Origin of the sequence: Xenorhabdus innexi (assembly GCF_002632485.1) — a bacterium.
Taxonomy (GTDB): Bacteria; Pseudomonadota; Gammaproteobacteria; order Enterobacterales; family Enterobacteriaceae; genus Xenorhabdus; species Xenorhabdus innexi.
Genome location: NZ_NIBU01000012.1, coordinates 71020 through 84069, shown reverse-complemented (window position 1 = coordinate 84069; position 13050 = coordinate 71020). Strand labels below are relative to the sequence as shown.

Here is a 13050-nt window from a genome sequence, read left to right as displayed (position 1 = left end):
ACTATGTTGCCACTTTCATCCGTTTTAACTCATCAATTAAAGCATGCGGTAATGCACTTTCAGCTGTCATTCGGGCAATCAGAGGAAGGAGAAGACAGTTTTGCACCTCATGAGCAGGCAGTACTGGCGATAAGTGATTTTGTCGCAGAGAACCTGCTGACACGCCCCGCATGGCTGGCTGAGATCCGTCAGGCTCCTCCTCAGCCTGATGAGTGGCAATACTATTCTGAGTGGTTGTCTGAATGGCTGAATCAGACGGCGTCTTCAGCCAATGACGAAAATGTACTGATGCGGGTTTTACGTCTTTTCCGTCACAAAATGCTGGTAAGAATTGCCTGGTCGCAGGCTTTGCGGATCAGTACAACAGAACAGACTCTGCAACAACTGAGTACGTTGGCAGAAACGCTGATTATTGCTGCCCGTGACTGGCTGTACCGGCATTGCTGTCAGAATTGGGGAACTCCCACAGATCAGGCTGGTGTAGCGCAGCCGTTATTGATCCTCGGTATGGGGAAACTGGGGGGAGGAGAACTCAATTTTTCTTCTGATATTGATCTGATTTTTGCCTATCCGGAAAACGGTATGACACAAGGCGGTCGTCGTGAAATGGACAACGCCCAGTTTTTTACCCGGCTGGGGCAAAAACTGATCAAGGTATTGGATCAGCAGACGATTGATGGTTTTGTTTATCGTGTGGATATGCGATTACGTCCGTTTGGTGACAGCGGGCCATTGGTATTCAGTTTTCCGGCTCTGGAAGATTATTATCAGGAGCAGGGACGGGACTGGGAGCGTTACGCATTAATAAAAGCACGGATCTTAGGGTCTGATGATCAGGCTTACTGTAACGAATTACGCCAGATGCTGAGGCCATTTATATATCGCCGTTATATCGATTTCAGTGTGATCCAGTCGTTACGTAATATGAAGAACATGATTGAGCGGGAAGTTCGTCGGCGGGGTTTAAAAGATAATATTAAACTGGGGCCGGGCGGAATTCGGGAAATTGAATTTATCACACAAGTGTTTCAGTTGATCCGTGGAGGCCGGGAGCCGAACCTGCAATCCCGTTCATTGTTGCAAGCGCTGGAATCCATCGAGACATTGGCATTACTGACTCAGGAGCAGGTCAGGCAACTGAAAGAAAGTTATCTGTTTTTACGCAGGCTTGAGAATTTACTGCAATCCATTCGTGATCAACAAACCCAGACTTTACCGGAGAATGAGTTGGATCGTGCTCGTTTATGCTGGGGAATGGGGTTTTCTGACTGGGATCATTTAATCGCGGAAACAGAAAAAAATATGCAGGTTGTCCGGGATATTTTTCAGCAACTGATCGGCGATGAAACGGAAGGAAGTGGCGAAGTTGCCGCTCATGTGCCGTTTAAGAGTTTATGGCAGGAGAGCCTGAACAGAGATGAACTGATGGTGCTTGTTCCGCATCTCAGTGAACCTGAAGCTCATAAAATGCTCGAGATGATTGTGTCTCTGCGTAACGATATCAGCAAACGTACCATTGGCCCGCGAGGGCGTGACGTACTGGATCATCTGATGCCTCGTCTGTTGGCACAGGTTGCGCTAAGGGAAGATGCCAATAACGTACTGGAACGGATAATTCCTCTGTTGCTGAGTATTGTCAGTCGCACCACTTATCTGGAACTGATTCTGGAGTCAGAGCAGGTGATGATCCATGTCATCCGTTTATGTGCTGCATCGCCGATGATTGCCAGCCAGCTTAGTCATCATCCGGTGTTACTGGATGAATTACTCGATCCGACTTCATTGTATAAACCGTTACCATTGGAGGCCTATCGGGATGAGCTGTATCAATATTTACTGCGTATTCCCGAAGATGATGAAGAGCAGTTACTGGAAGCATTGAGGCAATTTAAACAGGCGCAGTTACTGCGAATAGCAGCAGAAGATATTGTAGGTGCGCTGCCGGTGATGAAAGTCAGCGATCATCTGACTTATCTGGCGGAAGCCATTATCGGTTCAGTCGTTCATCTGGCATGGAACCAGATGGTAAAACGTTTTGGTGCCCCGGCGCATTTATCTCAGCGTCAGGGGCTGGGTTTTGCCATTCTTGGTTATGGCAAATTAGGCGGGTGGGAACTGGGTTATGGCTCTGATTTGGATTTAGTGTTTTTACTGGACTGCCCGATGGGCATCATGACGGATGGTGATCGTTCCATTGATGCCCGTCAGTTCTATTTGCGTCTTGCCCAGCGGATACTTCATTTATTCAGTACCCGGACGGCTTCAGGCGTGTTATATGAGGTGGATGCCCGACTGCGCCCGTCCGGTGAGTCAGGGATGTTGGTCAGTACTCTTGAAGCCTTTGATGAATATCAGAAAAAAGAGGCATGGACATGGGAGCATCAGGCCTTGATCCGCGCCCGTATGGTATTTGGTGATGAGAAAATGCGGAGCGATTTTGAACGTATTCGCTGTGAAACGTTATGTATGCCACGCGATCCTGAGCTATTGCGTCAGCAAGTACGTGAAATGCGTGAAAAAATGCACCGACATCTGGGAAGTCATCAACATGATCAGTTTGATATTAAAGCTGATCCCGGAGGGATCACAGATATTGAATTTATCGCTCAATATCAGGTACTGCGCTACGCACCGGAAAACGCCAGACTGGCTCGCTGGTCTGATAATGTCCGCATTTTTGAGTTAATGGCTGAATACAACATTATGGATGAGGAAGAGGCAACTTCATTGACACAGGCCTATATCACTCTGCGAAATGAATTGCACCACCTTGCTTTACAGGCATTATCCAGTCATGTACCTGTTGAACGGTTCAGTCAACAGAAAACACTGGTACATAATAGCTGGCAGAAGTGGCTTGGCGATAAGCCACAGTGAACAGTTTTTTTGCTGAACCAGCCTGAAATACGACGAGTACGGGCTGGTTATGGTAATATCCGCAACAATTTATTTTGATATTTGGAGCATGGGATGAACGTAGCACTCCCTGATTTTCACCGTGCAGGTGTTTTGGTTGTTGGCGATGTCATGTTAGACCGCTATTGGTACGGCCCAACCAGCCGCATTTCACCGGAAGCTCCGGTTCCTGTCGTTAAAGTTGATACCATTGAAGAGCGTCCGGGCGGAGCCGCTAACGTTGCTATGAATATCGCATCACTCGGCGCTAATTCGCATTTAGTCGGGTTAACGGGTACTGATGATGCTGCCCGTGCATTAAGCGAGAAACTGAGCAGTGTGAAAGTCCGGTGTGATTTTGTTTCCGTTGCAACCCATCCGACAATTACCAAATTACGCATTTTGTCACGTAATCAGCAACTGATCCGCCTGGATTTTGAAGAAGGGTTCCAGAACGTAGACGCGCAGCCTATGCTGGAGAAAATTCAGCAATCCCTGCCGAATATCGGCGCGCTGGTATTGTCCGATTATGCCAAGGGCGCGCTGAATCAGGTTCAGGCAATGATTAAACTGGCAAATGATGCTGGTGTGCCTGTTCTGATCGATCCTAAAGGCCATGATTTTGAACGTTATCGTGGTGCAACATTACTGACTCCGAATATGTCAGAATTTGAAGCGGTGGTTGGTCATTGCAAAGATGATGATGAGCTGGTGCGGAAAGGGACGCAATTGGTACAGGATCTGGAACTGAAAGCACTGTTGATCACCCGCTCAGAGCGCGGTATGAGCCTGCTGCGCATCGGGCAGCCCCCTTTGCATCTGCCAACTCAGGCGCAGGAAGTTTTTGACGTCACAGGCGCAGGTGACACAGTAATTGGTGTTCTGGCAACCGCAATAGCCGCAGGTAAACCACTGGCTGAAGCTTGTTATCTGGCTAACGCGGCTGCGGGCGTGGTTGTCGGTAAGCTGGGAACATCCACAGTTTCCACGGTGGAACTGGAAAATGCGGTGCGCGGGCGTGCGGAAACAGGCTTTGGTGTGATGAGTGAATCACGTCTGAAAGAAGTCGTTGAGCAGGCGCGTCAACGTGGTGAACGCATCGTAATGACAAACGGCTGTTTCGATATTCTCCATGCCGGCCATGTTTCTTATTTGTCCAATGCCCGCAAATTGGGTGATCGCCTGATTGTGGCGGTTAACAGTGATGCTTCGACCAAACGTCTGAAAGGTGAAACGCGTCCGGTTAATCCACTGGAACAGCGAATGATTGTACTATCTGCACTGGAATCAGTGGACTGGGTTGTTGCGTTTGAAGAGGATACGCCACAGCGTTTAATCGCAGGCATTTTGCCTGATATTCTGGTCAAGGGCGGGGATTATAAGCCTGAAGAGATCGCTGGCAGTGAGGAAGTCTGGGCTGCTGGTGGTGAAGTAAAGGTACTGAATTTTGAAGACGGTATCTCGACGAGCAATATTATCAAAGCGATAAAAAGCCAGTAGTTTTATCTGAACCATTATGCCGTTATGTTTCTTACGTGATTTAACGGATGACATAAACGGCATAGCCTGCAAGCTGAATAATCGGGAGAATTGTGTTTTGCGGCAATTCTCCTTATGTATTAATCAGCTTTCTTTTCGGTATCACTTTTTTCGGTATTGTTTTTCTCGGTATTGCTCTGTTCAGCATCAATCGCTGTTTTCGGATTTTCCAGACGGGCTTCCAGTTCATTCAGGCGCTGCTCTAAGCTAACCAGTTTTTCACGGGTACGCAGTAAAACCTGAGTCTGAACATCAAATTCCTCACGGTTAACAAGATCCAGTTTGCTCAGTTGGGATTGCAATACAGTACGCAATTTTTTCTCTACATCATCACCAAACTCTTTAACACCTTTCGGCATCGCATTGTGGATTTGGCGGGCAATTTGTTCAATTTTTTTTGGGTCGAGCATGATGGGTATCCTTTTAATGACAGCCAGAGCTGTTTTAATAAAAATAATATTGTCGCTATTTTAATACCTGCTGGCGAAAGCACAAATGATTGAGAGGCGGGTTTTATATTTGGTTTTTACCGATTGCCCTGATGAAACATTAACGTTATAGTCAAAACTGTTTATCTCAGGGCAGGGTGAAAGTCCCTACCGGCGGTAAAGTGTAATCATTTTCTGATGATTTCATGAAGCCCGCGAGCGCTCTGTTTGTCGTTACTCTGCTTTTTTAATAGGGTATAACAGAGGTCAGCAGATCCAGTGTGATTCTGGAGCCGACGGTGATAGTCCGGATGGGAGAGAATAACAGCATCAATCGGGTGTCTGCACTCGTCTGTTGTTTTTTATTGCTTTATTTTTAAGCAATGCTAACTCCTCAAAATCGCCCTGATTCTGGTAACCCATATACTTAAAAGAGGTTTCTTTACCATGAATCAGACGCTACTTTCTTCCTACGGTACTCCATTCCAGCGTGTTGAACGCGCGATAGCTGCTTTGCAGGCAGGTCGTGGGGTAATGGTACTGGATGATGAAAATCGTGAAAATGAAGGTGATATGATTTTCGTTGCCGAAACAATGACTGTAGAGCAAATGGCATTGACCATTCGTCATGGCAGCGGAATTGTGTGCCTCTGCATGACAGAAGAGCGCCGTCGGCAATTACAGTTGCCTATGATGGTGGAAAACAATTCAAGCCAGTACCAGACTGCCTTTACGGTTACGATCGAGGCTGCACAAGGTGTTACGACCGGCGTATCTGCCACAGATCGTATTACGACCATTCGTGCGGCTATTGCAGATGGCGCGCAGCCGAATGATCTGAATCGTCCGGGGCATGTTTTTCCTCTGCGGGCACAGAATGGGGGAGTTTTAACCCGCCGTGGTCATACAGAAGCAACGATTGATCTGGTCAAATTGGCAGGTTTCAAACCCGCAGGCGTGTTGTGTGAGCTGACAAATGATGATGGCTCCATGGCCAGAGCACCTGAGGTTATTGAATTTGCCCAACAGCACGATATGCCCGTGGTCACGATTGAAGATTTGGTTGAATATCGTATTAAGCTGGAAAAAGCAGTCAGCTAATTGAACACAGTAGTTTTCTTCTACTGATACTGCCTTCCATTAGTATGGAATATCTCATGACCCTCAATTTACAGCTGATAAAACGGCGTTTTGGGTCATGACGGGAAAAATAGTTCGGAATAAAAAGCCGAACAGGATAGAATATATCAGTTCTTATCGCATGTACGCATATAAGGCCGCAGCCCACACCCTGTGGCCTTTCAGTATTTAATACCCCATCATTTTTTGATTGGTTATATTCAAGGAAGAAACATCATAATCTTGCCATAATTTTTTAGTGACTACCCATAATCCGCCATGTTTGATTTGCTGTATGAGGGACGAGAATGAGTCTCCAGAGAATACCCGCCTTATTCATTGGTCATGGTAGCCCAATGAATGCCATTGAAGATAATTGTTATTCACGAGCTTGGTTTGAATTAGGACAAAAGTTGCCCAGACCAAGAGCCATTCTGGTAATTTCTGCACATTGGTATATAGATGGTACTGCTGTGACGGCGATGTCCCAACCCAGAACTATCCACGATTTTGGTAATTTTCCCCGTGAGTTGCATGAAAGACAGTATCCAGCGAAAGGTTATCCTGAACTGGCTGTTTTGGTACAGGATATTCTTGAGCCGATTGAGGTCGAAACTGATTTTGACGAATGGGGATTGGATCATGGTTCCTGGGGAATATTAGCGAAAATGTATCCTGATGCCGATATCCCAGTGATCCAACTGAGCATAGACCGTAATCAGTCTGCTGCTTTCTATTATGACGTAGGTAGTAAATTATCTATGTTACGGGATGAAGGCGTCATGATCATCGGCAGCGGAAACGTTGTGCATAACCTGCCAGACGAAGAGCTGGGGGCAAAGCCGTACCCGTGGGCACTTTCTTTTGAGCAGTTTGTGCGTGAAAACCTGACCAGCCTTGAAGAGCCACATCCGTTATTTCAGGCTTTAAACAGGGAAGATGGTAAATTATCTCACCCGACACCTGAACACTTTCTGCCCCTTTTCTATGTACTGGGAACGTGGGATAAAGAAGAGCCAGTTTCAACACCTATTGAAGGTATTGAAGATGGCTCTTTAAGTATGCTGACAATCCAATTCGGGTAAATACCCGCATTTTTTCAGCTGATGCTCTGTTGGTTACGCTCGTTTACCCAGTTACATAGTTGCTTATGTGACTGGGAATATTTCCTTTATCTCACCACAATGTTACCCAAGATATCTTTTGAATATCATTGAGTTAATCCAGAATGATATGCGGATAGAAGCGGGACAGATCTTGTGTGATTAATTCACGATCTTCGCGGATGCAGATACCCGCAGCCTGATCATCAACTAACCAGCTTCCCACCAGCGCGTGGTTATCGCCGAATTTAGGCAGAGCATAGAACTGCTGAACAATCATGCCTTCCTCACCATAAGGGCCATCGGCGCTGGCAACTTCACGGCCATTTTCGATAATACGAATATTGGCACCTTCACGTGAGAATAAAGGTTTAATTACGTAGCTGTCCATGTCTGCCGGACGTTCATCAGCAAAGTAAGCAGGCAACAGATTAGGGTGATTCGGGAACATCTTCCATAACATCGGTAATAATGCCTTGTTAGAAATAATGCTCTTCCAGGCCGGTTCCAGCCAGCGGACTCCCGCATCAGCCAGTTTGGTCGAGAAGATTTCACGCAGCATAAACTCCCACGGATAGAGTTTAAACAGATTACCGATCACCTGATCCTGTAAATCCGTAAACTGCCCTTTTTCACCCAAACCGATATTTTCAATAAACAGGAATTCTGTCGGAATATCTGCTTCTGAAGCACAATCCTGCAAATATTGGATGGTGCCACGGTCTTCTTCACTATCCTGACAACATGCCATATGCAGCAGGCCAAACCCATGTTTTTCACGTAACTGCACAAAACGGTCAATCAGTTTTTCCTGTAGGCTGTTGAACTGATCGGCATTTGACGGCAGATTACCGGCATTAACCTGATCTTCCAGCCAAATCCACTGGAAGAAGGCCGATTCATACAGTGATGTCGGTGTATCAGCGTTATTTTCCAGTAGTTTTGGCGGGTTTTGACCATCGTAGGCAAAATCCAGACGGGAATAGAGTGAAGGCTGGCTGGTGACCCATGAAGAGCGGACAAACTCCCAGCAATGTTTCGGGATCTGGAATTTTGTCAGCAGCTCTTCACTGTTGACTACCTTTTCCACAACCTGCAAACACATCTGATGCAGCTCTGCGGTGGCATCTTCGATTTCTTCAATCTGGCTCAGACTGAACTGATAATAAGCCTCTTCACTCCAGTAAGGCTGGTCATACATGGTGTGGAAATTGAAGCCATATTCTGTTGCTTTTTCGCGCCAGTCCGGGCGCTCAGTAATACTAATGCGTTTCATCTTTACTTAATACTCGCTTTGACTTAGCCGCCCATTGAACGGGAAGAACTGGAACTTGAGCCAGCAGATGAACGCTGCATAGTGGATTGTTTTGCTACCGAATCACCAAACCCGCCACGGGTAATCGTCGTTGTGGTGGCCGGTTTTGGTGCCATTGCGGTTTTTGGCACTGACATGCTACGACCACCAGCGGTTGCCGGGCCGTAACTTTTACCGGTAGCATCAACAAACTTACCATTAGCCGGGCTGCTGGCCGATTTTGATGAGAACAGGGGTTGCGAAGGTGCAGATCTATTTCCCATCAGTTGCCCCATCATATAACCCGCCATCAGCGGCATCCAGAAACTGCCACCACTGCTTTGTGCCTGAGCCTGAGTACCGACACCAGCCTGTGCAGGTGCCTGAGTACATTGCTGTTCGCCGAATTCAGCCACGCAGTCTTCACGTGTTGCATACTTCGGTGCCGTTTTTTCTGCCTCTTTCAGGGCGTTATTGTAAGCAATGGTACACTGTTCACTTTGAGAAGGATTTGCCTTGGAACACTCATCGGCATTGGTATAAAGCGATACCGTTTCATCGTTCTGCTCGCAGGCAGAAAGCATGAAAACAGCACTGACAGCGAGTGCTACAGGTGCCAGACGATAATGTTTCCATGCTTTGCGGAAACTATCGCGGTTAATCTCTTTTGTCCGTTTCATTGTCATAGGGGGCATCCATCTTGAAGGTATCTGATTAAGAGCTAATCCCACCACTTCTGCACAATGGGACGGCTCCTTAGAATATATTAATAAACAGCCCACACAACGGCGGGCTACTTTAGTATAGCGCTTTTAATATAACGTTTTTTAATCTAAAACGATAGCACACTAATTCAGCGAATTGATGGTGTTTTCATCTCTTTAACAATATTGCTGGCAGAGGTTGAAACCTGTGTTCCCAGTATATTATTCAGCGCCGCCAGATCTTCTTCATTCAACGTACCACGAGCCTGTTGGTTAACCAGCAGGCTAATCAGATAACTATAGCGTGCCTGAGAAAGATTTCTTTTAGCCTGATACAGTTTGGTTGTAGAGTCGAGCACGTCAACGATGGTGCGGGTTCCTACATGGTAGCCAGCTTCCATTGAGTGCAGTGAGCTTTCCGCTGAGAGAACAGCCTGTTTGTTCGCTTCAATACTACTGATAGAGGCTGCAATATTATTGGAGGAGGAACGGACATCCTGAATAACCTTACGGTAAGTATTTTCCAGTTCCTGGCTGCTGGAGACGAAATTATATTTAGCCTGTTCAACCTGAGAGCTGGTTGCTCCGCCGCTGTAAAGTGGCAGACTTAATGACACGCCGACAGAGTTCTGCCCACCATATGCATTACCGCTTGGATCGTTGTTATCGCCATGCCGTGTATGACTATTCTTGATTCCCGTGCTGGCTGTCAGGCCGATAGTTGGCATATAGCCGGTCTGAGCGTCTTTAATCTGTTCCCGCCTTAAATCTTGTGTCAGGCGTGCGGATAACAGACTCAGGTTGCGGGTTTCAGCCTCTTTCAGTAAGTCTTCAGCGGGTTTCGGTTTATTTGTTTTAAAGCGATCAATATTCAGTGAGGCGAGTTGCGGGTAGTAAACACCGGTAATCAGGCGCAGTTTTTCCAGTGAGTTATCCAGTTCATTACGGTCATGGACTTCCTGTGCCAGAATGGAGTCATACTGGGCACGGGCGTTCTGTACGTCAGTAATGGCAGCCAGCCCCACATTAAAGCGTTGAGTTGTCTGATCCAGCTGTCGGTAGAGTGAGGCTTTCTGTGCTTCGCTATAGGTCAGAGAGTCAATTTTGCTCAGGACATCAAAATAAGCGTTGGCAGTATCGAGAATTAATTTCTGCTGAGCTGCCTGATAACCGATATCGGCAATTCCTGCATTCTTTTCAGCCTGACTAAGTTTATTCCAACTGGACATATCGAAAATGGTCTGTTTCAGCGTTAATCCTGCGTTAGTACCATGGTTTTCTTGCTTACTATTGCGGAAATTCTTGTCATAGTTAGCCCCGGCATTCAGGCTTAACTGAGGTAACAAAGGGCTGCGGGCTGAATTAATCCCTTCGAAAACCGAATTGCGATCAGCCAGCGCCTTAAGCAACTCAGGGTTAGTTTCTTTCGCCTGTTTATAAATGTGTAACAGGTCTTCTGCGTGGCCTGACGTACTGAAACCTACCAGATTTATAGCGATAAAAAGAGATAGCAATTTTTTCATTTGCGTTCCTTGTTGTGCAGCTATTTTGCTTAAGTTGCCTCTGCATAAAACGATATCACAGATTCTAGCAGAGAATACTCGCAGTATAAGGTGGCTGTTTGTGCCATATTGCCTTATTTTCTAGTGTGTTTGTATCTTCAAAATCAATTTACTTAGAACAATGTGAAAAAATACATTTAAATAGTAGAGAATTAAAAGATAACAAACAGGAGCTTTTATGCGCGACGATCTTATCTCACCTCTTATTTCTATAAAATCTATAGATTCAGAAAAACCATTCACTTTTAAAAAGCAGGATGTTGAAGTTATTTCACGGAAAACGCTCTATCGCGGATTTTTCAGAATGACGGAGTATCAGTTCAGACACCGTCTGTTTCGTGGAGGATGGAGCGATAATATTAAGCGTGAAGTATTTGAGCGGGGTCATGCCGCTGTTTTGTTGCCTTATGATCCGGTGAGTGATGAAGTCGTCCTGATTGAACAGATCCGCATTCCGGCCATAGAAACCAGCCAGACCCCGTGGTTGCTGGAAGTCATTGCCGGGATGATTGAAACAGGGGAAGATGCTGAGCAGGTTGTCCGTCGTGAAGCGATAGAGGAGGCTGGCATTGAAGTAAAACGCTGTCAGCCGGTACTGAGTTACCTTTCAAGCCCGGGGGGAACAACAGAACGCATGAGTATTTTTGTCGGAGAAGTCGATTCTTCTACTGCTTCCGGTATTCATGGTCTTGAGACGGAAAATGAAGATATCCGGGTTCTGACCGTCAGCAGAGAACAGGCTTATCAATGGGTTGAAGAGGGAATTATTGATAATGCGGCTTCAGTTATTGCAATACAGTGGCTGGCATTGCACCATGAAAGGCTTAAAAAAATGTGGCTGGAAATATAGACTGTAATTTTGTGTTGGGAAACCTGAAGTGTGCCCCAGTCAGCAGATCTTATGTACAAAGACACGTTAGAATGCCCCTCTATGAACGACAGGAAAAGGAAACCATTTGGAAAGCCTGCTTGAAATACCTGTGGTAAAAAACACCACAGCAAGAATATTGCAAATCACTGACATGCACCTTTTTGCCAATCAAGGTGGCTCACTGCTGGGTATTAATACCTACCGCAGTTATCATGCTGTGTTGGATGCGATCCTTGAGCAGAATATTGATATTGATTTGGTCGTTGCGACCGGCGATTTAGTTCAGGATCAGACCTCCGGCGCCTATCAGAATTTTGTTGACGGAGTTGCCCGTTTGCCCGCTCCCTGCGTTTGGTTGCCCGGCAATCACGATTATCAGCCGACCATGGTTGATGTACTGGCAGCGGGTGGGATTTCACCATCCAAACAAATATTTATTGGTCAGCACTGGCAGCTTATTATGCTGGATAGTCAGGTTCAGGGTGTTCCCCACGGTGAATTAACAGAATACCAGCTGGAATGGATGAAGAAATGTCTGGATGAACACAGTGATCGTCAGGCGATTGTCATGCTTCATCATCATCCCGTACCATCAGGCTGTACATGGCTGGATCAGCACAGCCTGCGCAATTCTCCTGCACTGGCAGAATTCCTGAAGGGTAAATCGCAGGTGAAAACAATATTGTGCGGGCACATTCATCAGGAACTGGATGTCATGTGGAATGGTATTCGTGTGATAGCAACACCATCAACCTGTGTGCAATTTAAGCCACATTGTACTAATTTTATGCTTGATACAGTGGCTCCGGGTTGGCGTTATCTTGAATTGCCTGTGGCTGGCGACGAAGAAGCAACACTTCAGACGCAGCTTTACAGGCTTGAGAGTAATGAATTTTGCCCGGATTTAGATTCGGACGGGTATTAATGTCAACGTTACTTTACCTCCATGGTTTTAATAGTTCATCACAATCAGCAAAAGCCAATGCGCTGAAAACATGGTTGCACCAGCAGCATCCTGAAATAGAAATGCTGGTGCCACAATTACCGCCTTATCCCGAAGAGACGGCTGCCTTACTTGAAGAGTTAGTGATGAGCCGCTCGGGAGAGCACATCGGTCTGGTGGGTTCTTCCTTAGGGGGATATCTGGCCATCTGGCTTTCACAATGTTTTGGTCTGCCAGCGGTAGTTGTTAACCCTGCGGTTCGTCCATTCGATCTTCTTCAGGATTATCTTGGGGAAAACGTGAATCCTTATACCGAAGAGCGGTATACTCTTGAAGAAAGTCACATTCATGATCTCAAAGTAATGCATATTGACCCGCTGGAATCACCGGATCTTATCTGGTTATTACAGCAAACCGGGGACGAAGTACTGGACTACCGTCAGGCAGTTGCTTACCTGATGCAGTGCAGACAAACTGTCGAATCTGGTGGAGATCACGCATTTATTGGTTTCGAATACTATTTTCCTCAAATCATTGACTTCTTGGGGCTCGCCAGCGGCAATAGTAAAAAAATTGCCAAAAATAGGTAAGC

General features: G+C 46.3%; 11 protein-coding genes and 1 riboswitch. Of the genes, 7 read left to right on the top strand and 4 right to left on the bottom strand.

What is annotated here, in order from left to right; translation table 11 throughout:
* Positions 1–3: 3 nt before the first annotated feature.
* Positions 4–2877 (top strand): bifunctional [glutamate--ammonia ligase]-adenylyl-L-tyrosine phosphorylase/[glutamate--ammonia-ligase] adenylyltransferase, encoded by a 2874-nt coding sequence (gene glnE, locus Xinn_RS07310; protein WP_086955227.1) that lies wholly within the window; start codon positions 4–6, stop codon positions 2875–2877.
* Positions 2878–2970: 93 nt separating this feature from the next.
* Positions 2971–4395, top strand: coding sequence for a bifunctional D-glycero-beta-D-manno-heptose-7-phosphate kinase/D-glycero-beta-D-manno-heptose 1-phosphate adenylyltransferase HldE (gene hldE, locus Xinn_RS07305; RefSeq protein ID WP_086955228.1), 1425 nt, complete (start codon positions 2971–2973; stop codon positions 4393–4395).
* Between the two features lie 119 nt (positions 4396–4514).
* Here the strand turns inward: hldE and ubiK are convergent, their stop codons facing one another.
* Positions 4515–4844, bottom strand: coding sequence for a ubiquinone biosynthesis accessory factor UbiK (gene ubiK / locus Xinn_RS07300; RefSeq protein ID WP_086955229.1), 330 nt, complete (start codon positions 4842–4844; stop codon positions 4515–4517).
* A gap of 158 nt (positions 4845–5002) precedes the next feature.
* Positions 5003–5189: riboswitch (FMN riboswitch) on the top strand.
* A 120-nt stretch (positions 5190–5309) separates the two neighbouring features.
* On the opposite strand from ubiK, the gene ribB reads away from it, so the two are divergent.
* The gene (ribB, locus tag Xinn_RS07295) at positions 5310–5963 is read left to right on the top strand and encodes a 3,4-dihydroxy-2-butanone-4-phosphate synthase (RefSeq protein ID WP_086955230.1); all 654 of its coding nucleotides are present in this window, start codon (positions 5310–5312) and stop codon (positions 5961–5963) included.
* 326 nt (positions 5964–6289) lie between these two features.
* On the top strand, positions 6290–7066 hold the full coding sequence (ygiD, locus tag Xinn_RS07290; protein ID WP_086955231.1) for a 4,5-DOPA-extradiol-dioxygenase: 777 nt from the start codon (positions 6290–6292) through the stop codon (positions 7064–7066).
* A gap of 133 nt (positions 7067–7199) precedes the next feature.
* Here the strand turns inward: ygiD and Xinn_RS07285 are convergent, their stop codons facing one another.
* From Xinn_RS07285 to tolC, 3 genes are all read right to left on the bottom strand, one after another.
* Positions 7200–8360: a glutathionylspermidine synthase family protein gene (locus Xinn_RS07285; protein ID WP_086955232.1), complete on the bottom strand. Its 1161-nt coding sequence runs from the start codon at positions 8358–8360 to the stop codon at positions 7200–7202.
* Between the two features lie 23 nt (positions 8361–8383).
* A complete protein-coding gene (locus tag Xinn_RS07280; RefSeq protein WP_086955233.1) occupies positions 8384–9064 on the bottom strand; it encodes a DUF1190 family protein in 681 nt (226 codons plus the stop codon).
* 167 nt (positions 9065–9231) lie between these two features.
* Positions 9232–10605, bottom strand: a complete 1374-nt coding sequence (gene tolC, locus Xinn_RS07275) for an outer membrane channel protein TolC (RefSeq protein WP_086955234.1) — start codon at positions 10603–10605, stop codon at positions 9232–9234.
* A 217-nt stretch (positions 10606–10822) separates the two neighbouring features.
* Between tolC and nudF the strand changes: the two genes are divergently transcribed.
* From nudF to yqiA, 3 genes are all read left to right on the top strand, one after another.
* Positions 10823–11494, top strand: coding sequence for an ADP-ribose diphosphatase (gene nudF, locus Xinn_RS07270; protein WP_086955235.1), 672 nt, complete (start codon positions 10823–10825; stop codon positions 11492–11494).
* Between the two features lie 106 nt (positions 11495–11600).
* Positions 11601–12440: a 3',5'-cyclic-AMP phosphodiesterase gene (gene cpdA, locus Xinn_RS07265; protein ID WP_086955236.1), complete on the top strand. Its 840-nt coding sequence runs from the start codon at positions 11601–11603 to the stop codon at positions 12438–12440.
* Positions 12440–13048 carry an esterase YqiA gene (yqiA, locus tag Xinn_RS07260; protein WP_086955237.1) on the top strand — a complete coding sequence of 203 codons (609 nt, stop codon included), beginning with the start codon at positions 12440–12442 and terminating at the stop codon, positions 13046–13048. The genes cpdA and yqiA overlap by 1 nt, the downstream gene beginning before the upstream one ends.
* Positions 13049–13050: the final 2 nt, after the last annotated feature.

Coding starts and splice junctions, on each gene's coding strand:
- ribB (WP_086955230.1), top strand. CDS start 5,310: ATGAATCAGACGCTACTTTCTTCCTACGGTACTCCATTCCAGCGTGTT.
- Xinn_RS07280 (WP_086955233.1), bottom strand. CDS start 9,064: ATGACAATGAAACGGACAAAAGAGATTAACCGCGATAGTTTCCGCAAA.
- tolC (WP_086955234.1), bottom strand. CDS start 10,605: ATGAAAAAATTGCTATCTCTTTTTATCGCTATAAATCTGGTAGGTTTC.
- ubiK (WP_086955229.1), bottom strand. CDS start 4,844: ATGCTCGACCCAAAAAAAATTGAACAAATTGCCCGCCAAATCCACAAT.
- Xinn_RS07285 (WP_086955232.1), bottom strand. CDS start 8,360: ATGAAACGCATTAGTATTACTGAGCGCCCGGACTGGCGCGAAAAAGCA.
- glnE (WP_086955227.1), top strand. CDS start 4: ATGTTGCCACTTTCATCCGTTTTAACTCATCAATTAAAGCATGCGGTA.
- yqiA (WP_086955237.1), top strand. CDS start 12,440: ATGTCAACGTTACTTTACCTCCATGGTTTTAATAGTTCATCACAATCA.
- nudF (WP_086955235.1), top strand. CDS start 10,823: ATGCGCGACGATCTTATCTCACCTCTTATTTCTATAAAATCTATAGAT.
- ygiD (WP_086955231.1), top strand. CDS start 6,290: ATGAGTCTCCAGAGAATACCCGCCTTATTCATTGGTCATGGTAGCCCA.
- hldE (WP_086955228.1), top strand. CDS start 2,971: ATGAACGTAGCACTCCCTGATTTTCACCGTGCAGGTGTTTTGGTTGTT.